General features: G+C 36.8%; 22 protein-coding genes. 10 read left to right on the top strand and 12 right to left on the bottom strand.

Features of this window, described 5'->3' with window-relative positions:
• Positions 1 to 49: 49 nt before the first annotated feature.
• The 3 genes from DD649_RS03620 (at position 50) to DD649_RS03630 (ending at position 2,338) form a co-directional block, all read left to right on the top strand.
• Positions 50 to 1,387, top strand: coding sequence for a PLP-dependent aminotransferase family protein (locus tag DD649_RS03620; RefSeq protein ID WP_294103700.1), 1,338 nt, complete (start codon positions 50 to 52; stop codon positions 1,385 to 1,387).
• Between the two features lie 80 nt (positions 1,388 to 1,467).
• Complete coding sequence (locus DD649_RS03625; RefSeq protein ID WP_294103702.1) at positions 1,468 to 1,854, top strand: cytidine deaminase; 387 nt, start codon at positions 1,468 to 1,470, stop codon at positions 1,852 to 1,854.
• A 19-nt stretch (positions 1,855 to 1,873) separates the two neighbouring features.
• Positions 1,874 to 2,338, top strand: a complete 465-nt coding sequence (locus DD649_RS03630) for an NUDIX domain-containing protein (protein WP_336429104.1) — start codon at positions 1,874 to 1,876, stop codon at positions 2,336 to 2,338.
• 9 nt (positions 2,339 to 2,347) lie between these two features.
• Here the strand turns inward: DD649_RS03630 and DD649_RS03635 are convergent, their stop codons facing one another.
• Positions 2,348 to 2,962, bottom strand: coding sequence for a LysE family translocator (locus DD649_RS03635; RefSeq protein ID WP_294103707.1), 615 nt, complete (start codon positions 2,960 to 2,962; stop codon positions 2,348 to 2,350).
• A gap of 149 nt (positions 2,963 to 3,111) precedes the next feature.
• Here DD649_RS03635 and DD649_RS03640 point away from each other — a divergent pair, with 149 nt between their 5' ends.
• A complete protein-coding gene (locus tag DD649_RS03640) occupies positions 3,112 to 4,011 on the top strand; it encodes a LysR substrate-binding domain-containing protein (protein WP_294350242.1) in 900 nt (299 codons plus the stop codon).
• 118 nt (positions 4,012 to 4,129) lie between these two features.
• Positions 4,130 to 5,233: a D-alanine--D-alanine ligase gene (ddlA, locus tag DD649_RS03645; RefSeq protein WP_294103710.1), complete on the top strand. Its 1,104-nt coding sequence runs from the start codon at positions 4,130 to 4,132 to the stop codon at positions 5,231 to 5,233.
• A 65-nt stretch (positions 5,234 to 5,298) separates the two neighbouring features.
• Here ddlA and DD649_RS03650 read toward each other — a convergent pair whose 3' ends face one another.
• The 3 genes from DD649_RS03650 to DD649_RS03660 form a co-directional block, all read right to left on the bottom strand.
• Positions 5,299 to 6,357, bottom strand: coding sequence for an alpha/beta hydrolase (locus tag DD649_RS03650; protein ID WP_294103711.1), 1,059 nt, complete (start codon positions 6,355 to 6,357; stop codon positions 5,299 to 5,301).
• 99 nt (positions 6,358 to 6,456) lie between these two features.
• Positions 6,457 to 7,230 (bottom strand): GNAT family N-acetyltransferase, encoded by a 774-nt coding sequence (locus DD649_RS03655; protein WP_294103712.1) that lies wholly within the window; start codon positions 7,228 to 7,230, stop codon positions 6,457 to 6,459.
• Positions 7,231 to 7,232: 2 nt separating this feature from the next.
• Positions 7,233 to 8,333: an FAD-dependent oxidoreductase gene (locus DD649_RS03660; protein ID WP_336429110.1), complete on the bottom strand. Its 1,101-nt coding sequence runs from the start codon at positions 8,331 to 8,333 to the stop codon at positions 7,233 to 7,235.
• A 174-nt stretch (positions 8,334 to 8,507) separates the two neighbouring features.
• Here DD649_RS03660 and DD649_RS03665 point away from each other — a divergent pair, with 174 nt between their 5' ends.
• The gene (locus tag DD649_RS03665; protein ID WP_294103714.1) at positions 8,508 to 9,338 is read left to right on the top strand and encodes a PhzF family phenazine biosynthesis protein; all 831 of its coding nucleotides are present in this window, start codon (positions 8,508 to 8,510) and stop codon (positions 9,336 to 9,338) included.
• A 56-nt stretch (positions 9,339 to 9,394) separates the two neighbouring features.
• Here the strand turns inward: DD649_RS03665 and DD649_RS03670 are convergent, their stop codons facing one another.
• Together DD649_RS03670 and DD649_RS03675 are read right to left on the bottom strand one after the other, a co-directional pair.
• Positions 9,395 to 10,555: an MFS transporter gene (locus DD649_RS03670; protein WP_294103716.1), complete on the bottom strand. Its 1,161-nt coding sequence runs from the start codon at positions 10,553 to 10,555 to the stop codon at positions 9,395 to 9,397.
• A gap of 29 nt (positions 10,556 to 10,584) precedes the next feature.
• Entirely contained in the window at positions 10,585 to 11,382 is a 798-nt protein-coding gene (locus DD649_RS03675) for an inositol monophosphatase family protein (RefSeq protein WP_294103718.1), read from the bottom strand.
• A gap of 89 nt (positions 11,383 to 11,471) precedes the next feature.
• Here DD649_RS03675 and DD649_RS03680 point away from each other — a divergent pair, with 89 nt between their 5' ends.
• Together DD649_RS03680 and DD649_RS03685 are read left to right on the top strand one after the other, a co-directional pair.
• The gene (locus DD649_RS03680; protein ID WP_294103721.1) at positions 11,472 to 12,245 is read left to right on the top strand and encodes a DeoR/GlpR family DNA-binding transcription regulator; all 774 of its coding nucleotides are present in this window, start codon (positions 11,472 to 11,474) and stop codon (positions 12,243 to 12,245) included.
• Positions 12,246 to 12,344: 99 nt separating this feature from the next.
• The gene (locus tag DD649_RS03685; RefSeq protein ID WP_294103723.1) at positions 12,345 to 13,265 is read left to right on the top strand and encodes an alpha/beta hydrolase; all 921 of its coding nucleotides are present in this window, start codon (positions 12,345 to 12,347) and stop codon (positions 13,263 to 13,265) included.
• A 66-nt stretch (positions 13,266 to 13,331) separates the two neighbouring features.
• Here the strand turns inward: DD649_RS03685 and DD649_RS03690 are convergent, their stop codons facing one another.
• Positions 13,332 to 13,934, bottom strand: a complete 603-nt coding sequence (locus tag DD649_RS03690; protein ID WP_294103725.1) for a DJ-1/PfpI family protein — start codon at positions 13,932 to 13,934, stop codon at positions 13,332 to 13,334.
• A gap of 28 nt (positions 13,935 to 13,962) precedes the next feature.
• Positions 13,963 to 14,748: a GNAT family N-acetyltransferase gene (locus DD649_RS03695; RefSeq protein ID WP_294103727.1), complete on the bottom strand. Its 786-nt coding sequence runs from the start codon at positions 14,746 to 14,748 to the stop codon at positions 13,963 to 13,965.
• A 172-nt stretch (positions 14,749 to 14,920) separates the two neighbouring features.
• On the opposite strand from DD649_RS03695, the gene yqfB reads away from it, so the two are divergent.
• A complete protein-coding gene (gene yqfB, locus DD649_RS03700) occupies positions 14,921 to 15,250 on the top strand; it encodes a N(4)-acetylcytidine aminohydrolase (protein ID WP_294103729.1) in 330 nt (109 codons plus the stop codon).
• A gap of 1 nt (position 15,251) precedes the next feature.
• On the opposite strand, the gene DD649_RS03705 is transcribed toward yqfB, so the two are convergent.
• Positions 15,252 to 16,118 (bottom strand): LysR family transcriptional regulator, encoded by an 867-nt coding sequence (locus DD649_RS03705; protein WP_294103733.1) that lies wholly within the window; start codon positions 16,116 to 16,118, stop codon positions 15,252 to 15,254.
• Positions 16,119 to 16,221: 103 nt separating this feature from the next.
• Here DD649_RS03705 and DD649_RS03710 point away from each other — a divergent pair, with 103 nt between their 5' ends.
• Positions 16,222 to 17,142 (top strand): DMT family transporter, encoded by a 921-nt coding sequence (locus DD649_RS03710; RefSeq protein ID WP_294103735.1) that lies wholly within the window; start codon positions 16,222 to 16,224, stop codon positions 17,140 to 17,142.
• A 48-nt stretch (positions 17,143 to 17,190) separates the two neighbouring features.
• Here the strand turns inward: DD649_RS03710 and DD649_RS03715 are convergent, their stop codons facing one another.
• The 3 genes from DD649_RS03715 to DD649_RS03725 form a co-directional block, all read right to left on the bottom strand.
• Entirely contained in the window at positions 17,191 to 18,057 is an 867-nt protein-coding gene (locus DD649_RS03715; RefSeq protein WP_294103737.1) for an NmrA family NAD(P)-binding protein, read from the bottom strand.
• Between the two features lie 30 nt (positions 18,058 to 18,087).
• A complete protein-coding gene (locus DD649_RS03720; RefSeq protein ID WP_294103739.1) occupies positions 18,088 to 18,606 on the bottom strand; it encodes an N-acetyltransferase in 519 nt (172 codons plus the stop codon).
• A gap of 268 nt (positions 18,607 to 18,874) precedes the next feature.
• The gene (locus tag DD649_RS03725) at positions 18,875 to 19,861 is read right to left on the bottom strand and encodes a D-cysteine desulfhydrase (protein ID WP_294103741.1); all 987 of its coding nucleotides are present in this window, start codon (positions 19,859 to 19,861) and stop codon (positions 18,875 to 18,877) included.
• Positions 19,862 to 19,876 lie beyond the last annotated feature (15 nt).

Raw genomic sequence — 19,876 nt, forward strand, 5'->3', positions numbered from 1 at the left:
CTAATCCACATAATCATGACAATCAATAAATTGTCATGGATACAATTTCATGAATCAACCTCGTTATCAGCAATATATAGATGAAATAGCAGCAAAAATTAGGGATGGAAAGCTAAAGCCGGGGACTCGATTATTAACTCATCGTGAATTCGCAAAACAAGAGCATATTTCATTGGTGACAGCGTCACGTATATATCATGGACTTATTGAGTTAGGTCTTGTGAGTGGTGAAATAGGAAGAGGGACTTTTGTTCGTGATATCAACTTATTACCTACTTTGAGTATTGAGCAGGATGTCACTGCTGAAATGCTAGATTTGAATTTTAGTTATCCAATTGCAAAAGAACAAACTCAACTTTTACGCAAATCTCTGCGTAAGCTCTCAGTTGGCGGCGATTTAGAAGGTTTACTATATTATCAGCAACACACTGGTCGTTTTCATGAACGTGCAGCTATTGCTAAATACCTCGTTCAGCAAGGGATAAAGCAGGCTTGTGCAGAGTCTACGGTACTTGTCAGTGGTGCTCAACATGGGCTTGTAACTATTGTATTAGGACTGTTTAATCCAGGGGATACTATTGCGGTAGATGCATTAACTTACCCAGGATTTAAAGCATTGGCAGATATCTATCACATTAATTTAGTCGCAATTCCAATCTTAGAAAATGGGCCAAACTTAATAGAATTCGAGAAAATATGTCATCATCGTAAAATACAGGCTTATTTCACAATGCCGACACTTCATAATCCCTTAGGATGGGTAATGAATTTGGCATCACGTAGAGCAGTTGTTAAGTTGGCAAGAAAATATAAATTTTTTCTAATAGAAGATGGTTCTTATGCCTTTTTACATCGTCCAATACTACCCCCATTAGCGTCTTTAGCGCCCGATATTACTTTTTACACTACGGGTTTTTCAAAAAACATTGCGACAGGCTTACGTGTTGGTGCTGTTGTTGCGCCAATTCAATATATTGAAAATATTGAGCGAATTATTCGTATTACTACATGGAATACACCTGCATTAACGACCGCAATTATCTGTGATTGGATAGAAACTGGACAAGTTTTCAAGATTGAACGAGACAAACGACGTGATGCCCGAACTCGACAGGTAATTGCCAAGCAAGTTTTGGGTGAACTGCATTATATTGCACACCCATGCAGCTATTTTATTTGGATCCCATTACCTGAAGGGGTTCGTTCTGAAATGGTGATGAGTGAATTAAATCAACGAAATATTGCAGTAAGTAGTGCCTCATCTTATTGCTCTACTGCTGTTGTCCCGCAAGCGCTTCGTGTTGCGATTAGTACCCTAACGTATGAAGAATTAACGTTGGCGTTACAAACTGTTAAGTCAGTCGTGGAGTATTCAATTGATTTGTAATAGCGCATTATCGGTGTGATAGTCTCTCATTTATTACTGCATACTAATGAAATTAGACAATAAATAAGTAGAGAATCCTTATGTTGAAACACCTTGTGGCTATTGCGAGCCAATACGCAAAACCGGCTACATTTAATGGCTACATTGAGTGTGGACATGTAGCCGCGGCATTAGAAACAGAGGACGGCTCAATATATAGCGGGATTAGTATTGATTCTGCTTGTTCTCTGGGCTTTTGTGCCGAACATGCGGCAGTGGCTGAAATGTTGAAAGAGGGGAAGTCGGTCATAAAAGCGATTGTTGCGGTTGATGCATCCGGTAGTATTATTCCTCCTTGTGGGCGTTGTCGTGAATTATTGAGTCAACTATCGAATAAAAGCAAAGATACAATAGTTGGTGTAAATGATACAACTCAAGTCACCTTAGGGCAGTTAATGCCTTATGATTGGAAAAAAGAACGACTTTAACATTATGGAGGACAAACCGATGAATAAAGAGGTTAAGCATTTCACTGCAACAGCAATGATCCGTAATACTAATGGTGATTTTTTGTTACATGAACACCGTAAATTAGGTTTCTGGTTACCACCAGGGGGACATATTGATCCCAATGAGGAACCTCAGGAAACGGTAGTTCGTGAGGTTTTGGAAGAAACCGGTCTTATGTGTCGTGTGATTAATTGTGGGCATCCTTTTAAGCATCAAGTGAGTAATTCATCTCATACACAATCGTTACCAATGCCGCTGGCTATTTTAAAAGAATTTATTGCGGATAAAAAAAAGGGCGACCATTGGCATATTGATATGGTGTATTTATGTGAATTGAACTCTTATGATGAAAAGCCTGCTGATGAATTTCATTGGGTACCATTTCATGAACTCGCTAACTTAAACATTCCTGATGATGTTATTGAGTTAGCGAATATGGTGAATGAGTATTATCAAAAGTGATAAAACAGGCTATTGAATATTAAAAAAGAGGAGCGAAATACCTAGTAATATCAATAATAAGCCAATTATTTTATCTACAATAAATTGATATTTTAATATTTTCACTCTAATAAGTGGTGCCGCGAAAAATATTGCGATAAGACTAAACCAAACCCAATGAACAAAAGAGATAAATAAGCCATAACTGAAATTTAAGAGTAATGAATTTCCGGATTGAATCACTTGAGTATAAACAGAAACAACAAAAAACATTGTTTTCGGGTTCAATGCATTCGTGAGGAAGCCATTTTTAAAGGCAGCGAATACTGAGAGTGAGGATACGGTTTCATTAGTAGCACTGATTTTGGATTTGTTGGTAAATGATTTAAAACCAATATAAATCAGATATGCGACACCTAATAATTTAATGCCAAAAAATAGCATAGGTGAATTCATAATGATGAACGTAACACCAAAAATAGTATACAACACATGAACTTGAACGCCAATGGCAATACCTAATGCACAAATTAAACCTATTTTTGTTCCATAGCTGTAACTGTTTCGTGTCACCATAGCGAAATCAGGCCCAGGGCTTATCACGGCTAAAATAGTGATAGTGGCTACTGCAATTATTTCATTCATATTACGTTCCTAAAGATGATGAAAACTGACCTAATTGTTTAGTTAAATGAATCATATCGAATTATTTATTGTTTTTATTATCAATGGATTGACGTTATTTGAAAAACGATTTATTCTGACAAAAACCTGTAAGTTTTTGTTACCGATAAATGATGAAATTACCTCCTCTAGCTTCACTACATTTTTTTGATGTTGCTGCGCGCTGTGGTAGCTTTGTAAAAGCAGCGCAAGAGCTGCACGTCACGCATAGCGCTATTAGTCGGCAAATTAGGCTATTAGAAGAGCACTTAGGATTTGCGTTATTTGAGCGACGAAATAGAGCTGTATTTCTGACATCAGAAGGGAAACTGTTGTTTCAAACTACCTCGAGTATGTTTGAGCAGTTGAGTGCAACTGTTAACTTGCTCAATGAGAAAATCGAATCGAATGTTGTTAGTTTGTCTTGTGAGCCGACAATTGCAATGAAATGGCTTATTCCACGGTTGACCGATTTTTATCAACAATATCCACATATTACAGTGCATCTTATTGCTGCTGGTGGCGCTATTGATTTTACCAAAACAGGTGTTGACCTAGCGTTAAGGCGTAATGATTTTAAATGGCATGACGATATTTATGCCGTTAAAGTTTGTACTGAACGAATGGGATTAATCCAACGACCTGATTATAAAAATAGTAATTGTTCAGATGATATAACATTGCTAAGTACGACATCTAGACCTAATGCATGGCAAACTTGGCAACAACTGACAGGGATCGATTTTAGTCAAAATAAAAAAATCGCTTATGAGCATTTCTATCTTTGTATCCAAGCTGCACTTGCTGGGCAAGGTGTTACATTAGCGTCGTTCTTAATGGTTGTGGATGAAATTGCATCAAAGCAATTAATTGCGCCAGTAGGATTTATTGAAGAAGGTTCCGCTTATTATTTATTAGCGCAAAAAGCGCCCCCACCTGATAGTGCTATCGAGATTTTCATGAAATGGTTAACCGAACGTATTAATGAAAGTTTGTTTATTACTATGAATGATAAGTATCAAAAAAAATAATTATTTGGTTATATATTCAGCTAATCTCCCTGTAAAACAAAGAATTTATGACATAACCATTTCCGAGCGTGTTATTATTTCTCTATTACGATTTGGTGTCTTTACGTTGGAGTTAATAATGAGCAAGTTACGGGTTGGTGTGATTTTTGGTGGTAAGTCGACAGAGCACGAAGTTTCTCTGCAATCAGCCAAAAATATTATTAATGGTCTCGACCGCAATAAATTTGATGTATGCCTTCTTGGTATTAATAAAGAAGGTCAATGGCATGAATACAATGAAACAGATTTTTTATTGCATGGTAATGACCCGTCCCGTATCGCTTTAAACACGCCTAAACGCAGTGTTGCTATTGTTCCTGGTAAAACCTGCGATCAGTTTATTTCGCTAGAAGATGCTAAACCGTTACCGCAAATCGATGTTATTTTTCCTATTGTTCACGGTAACTTAGGTGAAGATGGCTCGTTGCAAGGGCTTTTACGTATGGCTAACTTACCTTTTGTTGGCCCCGGCGTATTAGGCTCATCGGCTTGTATGGATAAAGATGTCACAAAACGATTATTAAGAGATGCGGGGCTAAAAATAGCACCATTTATTACCATAGCGAAAAATGAAAGAGAAGCCATTAGCTATGAAACAACGGTATCTAAGCTTGGTTTGCCTTTATTTATCAAGCCTGCAAATCAAGGCTCTTCAGTGGGTATTAGTAAGATAAATACTGAAAAAGAGTTTTACGAAGCACTTGATTTTGCTTTCTTATTCGATATTAAAGTCCTGATTGAAAGTGCAGTAAAAGGGCGCGAAATTGAGTGTGCAGTGTTAGGAAATGATGAACCATTGGCCAGCCCATGTGGTGAAATTGTTCTGCATGATAGTTTTTATGCCTACCATACTAAATATATTGATGAGAATGGTGCCTCTGTTGTTGCGCCGGCTCAGCTAGATGATGTTGTCAGTGAGAATATTAGAGCAATTGCTTTAGCGGCTTATCGTGCGCTTAATTGTCGTGGAATGTCTCGCGTAGATGTATTTTTGACTGAAGATAATGATGTTATTATCAATGAAATTAATACACTGCCAGGATTTACGAATATCAGCATGTATCCTAAACTCTGGCAGCAAGGCGGTATGACATACCAACAGCTTATTAGTCGCTTAATTGAGTTGGGTATTGAAAGTTATCAGCAAACTGCATCATTAAAAACCGTCTGCGACCCTCAATAGTTTTTATTATATTGCCGACTTTTATTAAAATAAGTCGGCAATAATTTCAATTTTCTAATTTATTTCTATGAACATTGTGGTTGCCAATGATCTGGAACGGTAACTTGTCGGTGTTTTATCCAATCAATAATAAAGGCTAAGGAATTTGATGTATAAGCATCACGGCCTAAATAAAGAAAATAAGTTTGTTTCCACCAAGGCCATTGTTCCACTAATTGATAATTAAACCAAGATGCATTGAGTAAGCCGTGGGTGCCATTTTTAATTAGTACAACATCACTATTAGGATTATTCGCAAGTAAACGCTTATAACGGCAAGCATCGTTTTTTGCATCTACATTTAAATCTTCGCTTCCCCAGATTGCTAAAATTCGTCCGCTCATGAGTGGAATATCTTTTGATGAGTCATTGAGGTAATTGTTAACGACAAATTTAAAACGATCTGGTGTCATATCTGGACTAGTTTTGGGATCATGTGAGCCCGTAGCGCCAAAAATATCATCATCAAGTTTCAGTTGGTTAGTGATATGTTGTTCTATCTCATCATGAGAAATTCCCGTTTGATTTAGGCGCATTCGATAATAAAATGCCCCTTGATCGCGCCAGTTTATTGCACCGCCGATAATGATTGAGAAATCTGGATGACTTTTGGCAGCGGCAATAGGGATGACCCATCCCGCCTGTGAAAAACCTAAATAGCCAATTTGTGTTATAGGGGCAGGATATTTTTCACGTAACAAGGTTAATGCAGCTTGTACTTCATTTGCTCGCTCTTCCATTCCTTGCGTTAGCCAGTTCCCCGAGCTTTCCCCAACTCCAGCTTTATCCCAACTAAATACACCAATTCCATTTTCGACAAGTGTATTGATTAAAGGGAGGTAACTGTCATTTGAAAATCGATTTTGAGGTCCATCACCATGAATAAAAATAGCAATAGCGTTTGGTGTTTCTGATTTTGGTAATACGAGCGTTCCTGAAAGAGAATTATTATTAGCTTTAAATTGAATTTCAACCAGTCTAGTTTTGTCTAAATCAAAATCATCAATATTGCTCGTAAAAATAATAGCCAAAGACGCCAGTATGGCAAGGAGCACTAAATATAAGAAAAACCGCTTTATTTTCATAGCGTAAACCTAAATAACGATCAATTTGGTTTGGAACCAATTTTGATGGCTAATGGTTCCAGTAACAGTATGTTATGTCAATCGTATTAGTTTAAATGACTATTTACACCAGACGTAATTGATATAGCGGAAGAGGGGTTCAAAACCAAATTTCTTATACAAATCAAACCCAGCTTCGGATGCATCAAGGAAGCAGTGTTCAACACCTTGTTGGCGGCAAAATGCTAATGCATAGTCAATAAGTTGAGACGCATAACCTTTGCCCTGATATCTAGGCTCTGTTCCAATATCATCAAACCGCGCGAGTGGTCCTTCAATCGTCACTGTCATCGAGGTGGCAGGTTCTCCATCTACAAGCAGCACTAAATGGAATTGTGGTGCGCCTTGCTGTAATGCATCTTCGTGATAACGCACATACTCATTAATAACTTGATCATGTTCTTCGGATAAATAAAATGCAGAAACAAGAGGTTTAGCCCATAAAGAAAGATCGTGATTGGCAACGACGATATCGACCTGATTAGCAGGCAAGGCTACTTCACGTTGTTTATCTAAAGATAATGCCATTGCCGTTGTGACGCTGTCACGTTCATAGTTTAACGCTTCGGCTTCAGTAATAACTTGTGGCAACATTTCTTCAGGAATAACCAAAGTATGGTTTTTCTTTTGTGCAACAAATAGGTTATGCGCTTGCATAAAGGTATGAATAGTCGAATCTGGCTGCAAATAAATAAAGTTAAACGCTGGGGAGTTTAACGGTGTCAGATAACAAATGGTATGCTGTTCAATTTGGATGCTATGCTCACAAATGGAGCTCCAAAATGTTTTTTCAATAGATTGGTAGTGTCTTAAATAGTAAAGCGGAATATTCATTCTCAGTTACCTGAAGCAAAACGTGTTAATCGATATGGGCTTAATGCAGCTTGTTTAATCCCATCTATGATCTCTTCTTTCGCTAATTTACATATCAAGGGGGCTAAGGTAATAGCTGCATGCATACTGATAATATATAAACCCTCAAAATCATCAACATTTCCGACAATTGGCATCTCATCTTTTGGCATAGGTCGCATTCCTATGTAAGCTTTTTCAAGATTAAGGGCATCCGTACCTATAAAGGATTTCTTTATTGTTGTTAAGGCATTTTGTGCGATAGCAACTTCACTGTCTTCAAGGCGGTCACTAATAAAATCTTCAGCGCACAGAATTTTACTTGATGATACAGGGCGTAACTCCATTTCTGGTGTTGAAATAATGTGATTAATAAAAGATTGTTCAGTTGGATTATTATAATGGACAATGATTGATGGTGACGCAGTTATTGGAAGTGAAACTAGTAATGACTGAGCTAATTCAATTGCGCCAACACCAGCGGTGATAATAATTTGATCGGCGCTGAACGTACCTTTGTTTGTTATCGCTCCATGTATTTTATGATTATGGTGTTCAAGAGCTAGAACTTCATGTTCTGGTAGGTAATTTACACCTCGTGCAATTGCTTCAGTTAGCAGCGTCTGGGTAGCGTGTACAGGGTCAACAAAACCTTCATCTGCTGAAAATGCGGCAACTTCAGGCAAAGACAGTAACTGAGGTTCTATTAACTGTAATTCACTTTTAGTTAGCGCTTTAATATTAAACCCTGTTTTCTGGTGGCTATGAATGAACTCATGGGTCGCCGCATCTGTTTCGTGCCAACTTATGGCGCCAGACCAATTAATATTAAGTTTACCCTGGGTAAGACTGTCAAGGTTTCGCCATTCTGTTAAGGCTTGCTGACGTAATTTACTGTAACCGTCAGGGCGGCCATAGGAGACATTTAACCATGCAAAAGAGTGCTGTGTTACACCTTCAGCCGCTTGCTGTTTGTCTATCAGCGTAATTTTACCTTTATAGTGATGGGATAAATACCAAGCGAGCGTGGTTCCTACAATCCCTGCACCAATAATAATTATGCTGTTATTTTGTTTTGAAATCATGTGTTACCTGAATATTAAGGGCCAAATTAATGAGCAAAGCGTTTGGTCATTCAACCTGCGCATTTTTTTATTAATTATATGAATAATCAGTCTGTTATTATATCAACAAAGCATTAACCAGGCTGGTATTATTATTTAGGCGTAAATTGCAACCATAAGTTAAATAAGGTAAAAATGAAATTTCTATTTGAACAAGTCACCGTTTTTTCAGATAAAAAGTTGGATGGTAATCCATTAGCCGTTGTTGTCGGTGCAGATAGTCTAACTCATCATCAAATGGAACAGTTTGCAAAATGGACCAATTTAAGTGAAACCGTTTTTCTATTGCAGCCAAAACATCCCGATGCTGATTATTTCGTGAAAATTTTCACTGCAGAGGGTGAATTACCTTTTGCAGGTCATCCAACGTTGGGCAGTTGCTTTGTATGGCAGCAAATCTATGGGCAGCAGAATAAATCAACTATCACTCAACAATGTGAAGCTGGCTTAATTAATATTAAGCAAATAAATGGTCGTTTAGCTTTTATGGCTCCGCCAATGATCCGTACTGGTGAATTAGAGGAAAATGAACGAATTAAAATATTAAATGCGCTTGGACTTACCGATAATGATGTCGAAGCTTGCCAATGGTTAGATAACGGCCCGGGTTGGTTAGGTATACAGCTTAAATCTGTGGCTACATTACTTAGTGTCAAACCAGATTATGCACAACTGAAGGGTTATGACATCGGTTTATGTGCAATTTATCCAGAAGGCGATGATAAACAACTTGAGGTTCGTGCTTTTTGCTGTTCAATTGCAGAGGAAGATCCGGTTACTGGAAGCTTGAATGCGGTATTTGCTCAATGGTTAATACCTCAAGGAAAACTACCTAAACACTATGTAGCAGGGCAAGGCCAATGTGTTTCACGCAATGGGTTAGTTTATGTTTCATCGGACGAATATGGGATATGGGTGGGCGGTGACGTTGTCAATTGTATCAGTGGTACAGTTGAATTTGATTAATTATCAGTTGATTCAGGTTACCGAAAATAAGAGATAACCTGAATTAACTATCAAATTTATACTCGAATAAATCGAGTCACAAAAGCAATCATAACTAATAGAACTGAAATGATGAGCAATGCAGTGGCGAGAGAAAATTGAAACGCCACAAAACCAATAGCTGCGGGACCCGCTAAAATCCCTAAATAACCTAGTGTTGAAACCGCCGGAACAGCAAGGGCTTCAGGCATTGTGTTTTGTTTTCCTATCGCTGAAAACATCACCGGTACAATATTAGAGCAACCGGCACCAACTAAGGCAAATCCTGCAATCGCCAAAGGTAGGTAAGGCGACATAACCGCAATAATAAAACCAAAACATGCGAACAAGGCCCCGAAGAATACTACGCGAGCAGAACCGACTCGCATCACAATTCGGTCACCAGTTAGTCGACCGATAGTCATTGTTGTGGCGAATGCCGCAAATCCTAGCGCACCTAATGTTTCGTTTAAACCATGGTGTTCAATTAAAAATACAGCGCCCCAATCTAATACGGCACCTTCTGAAAGAAATACGGCAAAACAAACAATACCAATAACGAGTACAATTCCTTTAGGTACCGCAATTAATGGGCCTGATGAGACATTAGCATAGTTTAGAAAACCATTATAACTGATTGCCAATAACACTAATCCAATAGCAGAAATGATCATGGCGGCAAAGACGGTAGGAACGCCGAGGAGCAAAATAGCACTCATTGAACCGGCACCCGCAATTCCACCGATACTGTAAAATCCATGGAAACCTGACATAATCGGTTTATCTGAGGATTTTTCGACAATAACGGCTTGTATATTCATGGCACAGTCTGTTAAACCAATAAAAACACCAAATAAAAATAACCCAACAACTAAAAAGCTGATCTGTGACAATGACGGTAACATAGGTAATAAAAGACTAAAGGCAATGGTAGAAACAGCCATTAATTTGCGACAACCAAATTTTGCCGCTAGTGCACCTGTGACTGGCATAGCAATTAGTGCACCGCCACCAAAGCACAGTAATAGCATGCCTAGAGTCGCATCATTTGCCCCTGTATTTGATTTAACATAGGGAACTAGTGCTGCCCATGCGGCAGTCGCGAAACCTGCAATGAAAAAAATAATACGTGTCGAAATCTGCTCTTTTTTAGCAGGCGCTGAGATAATGTTATTGTCTAGTTGTTGAGTTGATTGCATATTTTATATTTTCAATGAATTAAAAGAAACTAGCCTTGGTTGAGGATAGTCAGAATTTGTTCATGTAATATTGGGCAGCCTGTCGCTAGGACTGCACCACCGGCTTCAGCTCTACCACCATCGAGAGTTGTGACTACGCCACCAGCTTGTTCAATAATAGGGATTAATGGCACAATGTCATAAGGTTCTAGTGCGTATTCAAAACAAGCATCAATTCTGCCTGCTGCTAACATTGCCATTGCGTAGCATTCCCCACCATAACGTGTCATTAAAACTTGTTCCGTTAAAGAACCAAAATGAATGTCTGGATGTGTTGCAATGGGTTCTGGTGAATTAGTGTGCAAAATAGCTTGGTTAAGTGCGATATTTTTACGCGTTTCTAAACGAAAGTGCCCATGTGCGCTACTCGTCCAGCTGCCGTTAGCATCGGCCCAAAAACGTTCACCAATATAGGGTTGGCTCATCATTCCCATTACTGCTTTTCCGTGATGTGTTACTCCAATTAAATTAGCCCATAAAGGTAGACCACATAGGAAAGGGCGTGTCCCATCAATCGGGTCGAGCACCCATTGAATAGATCCACTTCCACTAATACCGTACTCTTCACCTATGATAGCGTGATCAGGGTAAGCCGCTGTAATATATTCACGCATCAGTTTTTCGGCGAGTTTATCGGCTTGAGTAACCGGATCAAATCGATAATCTGCTTTTGGTTTATTCTGTAAAACTATCAGCTCATTTGTTCGGTAATGCTCTAATGAAGCTTTACCTGCAATGTTCGCGAGCTCATGTAAAAAAAAGCTATCAGGAAGTAGGTTGTTAGTCATTTTTTATCCTCAGTCATTTTAGTAATCATAAAGTTTGACATCCGTTATTGCTCGATTATGATAGTTTAAATCATTAACAGGAACACTATATGCTCGATTATGCCGCTTTTCCAGATCAAAGACAAAATAAAATTCGCCAGCTACTTAATGAAAATGGTCGAGTAATATGTACCGTACTAGCGCGAGAGATGAGCGTATCAGAGCATACAATTCGTCGAGATTTAAATGAATTAGCACAAGAAGGTGTATGCCGACGCGTGCATGGTGGTGCGGTGAGTGTCTTAGTCGGTGCTGGCTCATTCGAGCAGAGAATCGAACAGAATCAAGCAGAGAAAGCTAAGATCGCGCAAAAATGCGCCAGTCTGATCAAAGATGCAGGTTGTATATTTATCGATGCAGGTTCAACTAATTTAGAAATCGCACGTTGTATACCTGATAATTTAGCGGTGACGGTCATTACTAATTCGCCGACTATTGCCATTGAGTTAATGAAAAAATCAATAAGTGAAGTTATTTTAATAGGCGGAAAATTAAATACTCAAATAGGTGCGAGTGTAGATAGCTCAGCAGTTAGGCAGATTAGCCAAATCCATTTTGATCAATGTTTTCTTGGCGGATGTGCACTTGACCCTCAAATAGGGATCTCTATATTTGATTATGAAGAAGCTGAATTTAAAAAAGTGCTAATTGAACAAAGTAGCCAGGTTATTATGGGACTGACTGTTGATAAATTGCCGGGTGTAGCAAGGTATACTATTGCTGATTGTGACCAATTATCAATTCTCGTGATGGATAAACAGTTACCTAAAGAAATAATTCAGTTATTTGATAATAATTCAGTGAAAATCTTGTTTTCAGATTAGTTATTAAACTAAATTACGCTAATTTAGTGTATTTCAGTATGCGATTTATGAACATCATGGTTGATAAATAATTAGAGCAAACATGAGAATAGGAACTTCATGAAAATCAAAGCGATTTCACTTATTTTATTATTATTTCCATTTAATAGTATTGCTGAAAATTATTCTTATCAAATGCAAACTCAACCACATAATGGTAAAGAAATTCATTATTATCTAATCCAAAAGGGAACGGCTAAATCTAAAAATTTGTTAGTTTTAATTCAAGGTTCTGACTGTAAAAGTGTGGTTAATAATCCCGATATGGTCAAAAATTTTGGCGCTGCTTTTCCAAATAATGACATTTTGTTAGTTGAAAAAACAGGTTTGACTGATCAAATCGGTCAAAATAACGAAGAGGTTGAACAAGATAATTGCCCTGTGGAATATATGAAGAATGATTCTCCACTTGAAAGAGCAGAAAATTATATTTCTGTATTAAATCAGTTAAAGGATCATTACCAGCAGATCATCTTATTAGGAGGTAGTGAGGGAGCTGTTGTCACTAATATTATAGTTTCCAAAGTCGATTATATAAAAGCATCCATTGCTTTAAATTTAGGTGGTCGATATTTTATAGATGATGTCATTTATAGTATTAAAAATAATACTCCGGCTGAATATGTATCTGAATCAGTAGATGGATTTAAACAATTTGCACAAGCTGCAAAAGATAAACAATTAGATGAAAATCAATTTGTAAGTAGTCATGGGCCTACTTGGTGGTATGAAAGCTTAACGATTGATAATCAAAACTTGATTCAATCAATAAAAACTCCGCATTTAGTCATACAAACAATGGTAGATATAAATGTAGACGCACACAATGCCCAACGAATGATGAAGAATAACACTAACACCAAGGTATCATTTAAAAGTTATGAAGGTTTAGATCACTTTTTTAAAGATGATAAAGGCAAATCACAAACTTCAATGATTGTGACGGATATTCAAAGCTGGTATCAATCTATTAATCACTAGCAATTTAAGTATATCATTGCTGTATTGTCTTTATGGGGGCAATACAGCTGATGTTATTTATGAATATTAGATTTTTGCATCTTCAATCGCGTCATGAATTATATTTTCAAATAATACATGTTGGTTTGCCGGTAATAGCTGGCGATGCATTTGGCGGCGTTTATCAGTATTAAATAACTTTTCCGCTATCCAACCAGTTAAGTATAAAGCCGATAAGCAACCACCCGCTGTTGCAATATTTCCACGAACAACTAATGGTTTATCTTCGAGATCTACCCCCATATTTATAAAGGCATTCATTGCATCAGGATGCGTGGTTGCTGGTGTTCCATTCAATAAACCCAATTTCTGCAACACAAAAGAGCCAGCACAAATAGAACCAAGAATTTGTCGTGTATTATCGAGTTTAAATGCATTAATAAAACTTTCATCAGCAAGTACGGCTGGAATACCTTGTTGCCCGCTACTAAATAAAACAACATCAGCATCATTCGCGAGTGTAATATGACCGTCTGTTTCTACTTTTTGACCGAGTGTTGAGGTGTGAAAGGGCTTTGTGCCTAATACTTGGACATTCCAGTCTTCACGGCAGCGGCCAAAAATGTCACGCATTAAAAAATAATCTATATCTGTAAATTCATCAAAAATAACGATAGCAACTTTATACATATTTATTCCTCGAATTCTCTTATTTATTTTACGCTGAAACAAAGCTGTGATAATTAAAAATAGGTTTAAACCCTAACTTTTGATAAATACCTAGGCCGTCACTGGAGGCTTCTAATACACATTGCTCAATGCCTTGTTGATGGCAGACTTGTAAAGCATGTTTGATTAATAGCGTAGCTAAACCGCGACGCTGATATTGAGCATCAGTTCCAATATCATCAAGACGGGCTATCTTGTTATTCAATGTTAGTGTTAGGGTAGATGTGGGTTGCTGATTATGGAATAAGACAAAATGCAACATATTGATTTTCTTATCCAATGCCCGTTGATGATAACGAATATATTCATTAATAACCGTATCATCACCTGCTTCATCATCTTCTGGCGAAATAGGAAATGCCGTAATCAAGGGTTCTGCCCAAGATGTTAAATCTTGATTGCAAACTGTAATATGATAACCATTAGGTAGTGAGATACCTTTTGCGTGATCACTTAGATTAGAATGGTCTAGGATCATTGCTGTGGACTCACCATCATCAATAAGTTCTCTTTGCGTAACAACGAATTTAAATTTTTCTAATTCGCTATCTTGAATAACTAAAATATAAGGCTTGTTTTGTTGTTTAAATAAGTCTTCGGCTAATTCAAAACTAGCAATAGATGCATTTTGGTGTAAATAGATAAAGTTAAATGCAGGAATAGGCAATTCTGAGAAATAGGTAATTGTAGATTCATCGATATCAATTGTACTATGGCAAATAGCTTGCCAAAAATATTTTTCTTGTTGGTAAAAAAGTATTTGGTTATTTTTCATTTTTTGCTCTGAATTTACAATTTAATAGGAATATTTTATAGGCATTAAATCCAGAGTTCTAGCTGTAGAGGAACATAACGCATTTATACAACCATTGTATTGCACTTTTTGCTAATTACTGGAAAATAGCTTGTTGACAATAACGAGAAATATCCATATTAAGGTAAATAAAGTGAACAAAGCGCCAGAGACTATTACTTTTTTCGAACGGCTACTACCTTTAGTTGTTTCGGGTGAAAAAGTTATCACTATTCGTGATGAAAGTGAAAGTCATTATATTCCCGGAACCGTTGTTAAAGTTTATGCGCTAGAAACTGCAGAATATTACACTGATATAGAAATACTCTCAGTCGATGCAATTTCCTATGATGATATTAATGAGTATCACGCTAAACAAGAAGCAATGTCCCTTGAGACATTAAAAAAACTGATCCGAGAAATTTACCCAACAGAGCAATTTTTGTATGTTATTCATTATAAGTTAATAAATTCAATTAATTAATTTAGCTATGCATTGCTTTGGCTATTTTGATAAATGCTTTAGTAGCTGGGGATGCTTCACTTTCATTATTGATGGCAAAAGCAATCGTTCTTTTTATTGCGGGTGTTAGCGGCTTTATAACTAAATCTTGAGCACCCTCTGGAATGGCTAATTGAGCCACAATTGACACCGCTTCCCCTCGAGCAACTAAGGAGAATGTGCTTAATAATTGTCTCGTTTTAAACTGAATTTTTGGCACTAGTTTTTGTGCATGAAATAAATCCATCACCGTTTTTCCTGATCCCGCTTGTGTTAAATTAAACGGGAATTCACATAGTTGTTTTAAAGAAACCTTATCATATTCAGCAAGTGGATGGCCTAATGGTAGTATTGCGACCATTTGGTCTTCTTTTACTTTAAAAGTATCAAATCTTTCATCCGGTAATATAACAAAACCTATATCGATACGTTTATCTTGTAGCCAGTGAATCACACTTTCATCATCACCTTCATCAACGATAATATTGATCAGCGGATATTGTCGGCGATACTGTGCCAGAATAGGTGGCAAGATGCGTGATGATGAACCAGGACCAAATGAACCAATTCGTAATACGCCTTTTTTTAATCCATTAGCTGCTTGCGCTTCTTGGATCATTGATTCTTGAATGCTTAGCATATTATGCGCCCGCATGAGCAAGATATTACCAATCTCAGATAAGGTAGTATGATTTTGTTCACGAACAAAAAGGGTAACGTTAAGATCTTTTTCTAGCGATTTTACGGCGTGTGATACTGCTGATTGAGAAATATTTAATTTCATTGCAGCCAGTGTGAAGCTTTTAAATTCAGCTACGGTAGTAAAAATTTCAAGTTGAGTTAATGTCATGAGTATTTGCTCATTTGCTTATGAACCAGAATAAGTAATAACTTATCACTATACCGTTATCTAGCAAGTCTAATATTATTTAATGCGTGTTATAGAGGTATAGATGATAAGTGTAAAAGCAATAATTTTCCGATTTTCAATAAACGTTATTTTCATTCAAATGATCTTTGTTTCCATCATATGGGGAGGGACATTTATTGCAGGTAGAGTTTTACAACCTGAAATATCGCCTATTTTGTCAGCATCTATTCGTTTTATATTTGCGGGTGTTTTTTTAATAGTATTACTAAGTTTCACTAAAATAGGTTGGCAAAAAATAACATTCAAACAGCTTATGCAAATTTCTATACTCGGATTAAGTGGGATATTTATTTATCAAATTCTATTTTTTTATGGTCTGCAAAACATACCCGCTTCCAGAGCTGCTTTATTAGTCGCAATTAATCCAGCAATGATTGCATTGATTTCATTTATCTTATGGCGGGAGAAAATTTCTTTAATTAAAGGTATTGGGATTATTTTTTGTGTTATTGGTGCATTTATTTTGTTGTCCGATAACACTGAAGATGTTGGCGGAATTTTTACCAACAAAGGGGATTTAGCTATTCTTGGTTGTGTGATTAGTTGGGGGATCTACACAGTCGCTGGTAAAAATGTCATTCGTGAGATTGGAGCTTTGCACACAGTAACTTATGCCATATTATTAGGTACATTATTACTCGTCATCATCTCTTGTGTGACAGGGGAATTAACTTTGAATAACCTTGAACGTTTATCGTTTTTAGACTTATCTAGCCTTCTATATTTAGGCGTTTTAGGTTCAGCGATAGCGTATGTTTGGTATTATCAGGGAGTAGACCAGTTAGGAGCAGCAAGTGCAGGATCATTCATTGCATTAAATCCACTAACTGCAGTTTTTATCGGTGCATTATTTCTTAATGAAAAAATAAGTATGATTGTTATTGTTGGTGGTGTGATGATTATTTTAGGTATTTTAATCGCAAATAAAAAAATTAAGGCCTAAAAATAAATTAGGGAAAAATAGCCACACAACAGGGTGTGGCTACAAAATTTACTTAAATCTATTTTGATGCTTTAAAATAAATTCTTTTAATGTTGTAGGTGCTTTACCTGTTATTTTTTGGAAATTATCAAATACCATGCCTGTTCTATCTAACTCACCCGTACTGAAAGCAATAAAGTGATCATAAATACTCTTCATATAGGCTAATTCTAAATTATTATTTAATGCATGCTGCCAAAATTCATTGGGATCTTTTGCTTTATATTGAAAGGGAATACCAAGCTCATTGGTAAGTAATTGGGCTATCTGATGATGATTTTTAGTTTCATAACCTAAACGGTAGATTTGTCCATAATGTTGCTTGGGTGAGGTCAGACAATGCGCAGCAAGTTCGGCGACATCAATGCAATCAACCCAACTTAGCACGGCATTACCAAAATAGGAACGTAAAATACCTTTTTGTAAATTATCATCTCCTTGATAACCTAGCAAATTTTGCATGTAAGATTCAGGGCGTAAATGAGTGAACTGTATACCAGACCATTCAATATAACGCTCAATCAGTTGGTGCCAAGCCCAATGGGCAACTTGTGCATTATCATCACCGCAAGCACCTAAATGCACGATATAATTTACATTTGATGATTTTGCGATATCAATAAAAATTTTGCTTTGAGCAAGCATATCAATAGTATAGCCTGTCATCATAAACACAGAATCAATACCGATTAAGGCACTTTTGATTGTTTCCGGTTTGTCATAATCCATTAAGATGGTCGTAAAAGGTGCTGAACTTAACTTGTTCGGGTCTCTTACTGCTAAAATAACATCTTGATAGCCCATATTGTGTAGTGCTTGAACTAAATATTGGCCAACTTGCCCTGTTGCGCCTGTCACTAAAATTGTATTTTTCATGGATTAAAATTCACTTTAATTACTGATAAATTAGAGTTTTTTACTCATCAAATATTCAAGAGTTTGTTGTGTTTGGCTGGTAAACATGATTTCTTTGATTTTTTGCATCCCATTGGATTGATAAAATCTAATGGCTTGATGATTATCGGCTAAAACATCAAGCCATAACCATTGATCTCCTTGTTTCATCGCAAGTTGTTCAATTATTTGAAATACTGCTTTTCCAAAGCCTTGACCTGTTGAGTGAGGTGAAAAATAAACTTTATTCAATAATGTACCGATTGCTGAAGATTCAGGGATTGGTAGATGATAACTGAGTTTAACTAACCCAATTGCAATTGATAGTGGGCTTTGAATTAAAAACCAATCTGTATTAGCCAGATTTATATCTGAAATTATTTTGCTTGGTGTATATTCTTTAAAGAGGTAATCATCTAATTCTGTTTTATTATTCCATAAATGTCCGAAATGATGACAATAGCTTTTTATACCTATTTCATGAAGAATTTGGACGTCTTGCACCGTAGCTAATTTCAGTGTTATAGACATTTTAGTTAACCTTTTTAGTTAGATATTGGTATAAGTATTTTTCATCATATTTATCAATGGTATTTCTTTAAGAGCGTAGTTTATAGTAATTTTAACGCTGTAAGCTAGGTTCATTGAAGGAGAGAGCATTTTTGATATAAATCGTCGATTTAATGGGTATCTATTTAGGCTAGGTGCGAGAGAAAAACAAAATAGCAAATTGCAGATGATACTTTTAGTAGAATAAATGGGATGAGAATCACCCCATAGATATTGATAGATAAAGTAATTAAATTGTTTGGCTAATTTCTGAGTAAGCAAATAATGCTTGCGCACCACCAGTATGAATAAATAAAACAGGTGTTTTTTCTGTTGAATTTTCTAAGTAATCTATTAGTCCTGCCATCGCTTTGCCGGTATAGACAGGGTCTAATAAAATACCTTCTTTTTGTGCCAGTAACTTAATCGCATCAAGACCTGCACTATTTGGCATTCCATACATAGGTGCAAAAAAACTGTCCCATAGCTGGATGTTAGGTGTGTTTTTAATTTCTAATAACTGCGCTAATTCCAACTGCAATTTTTCTACTTTTGGTGCTTGGTCTTGCTGCGTACGTGAAACAGTGACACCAATTAATTGGGTAGCAGGTAGTAACTCTTGTAAGCCAATAGCAAGCCCTGCATGAGTTCCGGCACTGCCTGATGCCACGATGATTTTATCAAATACAATATGTTCAGGTGTTTGCTGTTCAATTTCAATCGCACATTGTACATAGCCTAAAGCACCTAAGGCATTAGAGCCACCAACTGGGACAATATAAGCCTCTTGCAGATCCAGTTTTTTAATTAATTCAACCATTTGAGCTTGTGGATCGGTTAATTCATCACACATTACGCAGCGCGTACCAAACAAATCGGTTAAAAGCTTATTACCATTGTGTAGAAAATTTGCGTCGTCACTTTGTATTGGATTTTCTAATAATGCGACACACTCAAGTCCAAACATTGCGGCAACAGCAGCAGTCTGTCTGACATGGTTTGATTGAATCGCACCCGCAGTGACAATAATCTTTGCATTTTTAGCTAAGGCATCAGCGATTAAAAATTCGAGTTTACGTAGTTTATTACCGCCCATCGCTAGTGGCGTCATATCATCACGTTTAATATAGATTTCACGCTCATATAGACGAGATAAGTTATTCAGTCGATTCAACGGGGTTGATGTATTAAGTAAATCAACTTTGTTGAATTGGGAAATTTTTTGTTGAAGTGACATCGTAAACTCCGTGAT

It is taken from the genome of Providencia sp. (assembly GCF_003533305.1).
Taxonomy (GTDB): domain Bacteria; phylum Pseudomonadota; class Gammaproteobacteria; order Enterobacterales; family Enterobacteriaceae; genus Providencia.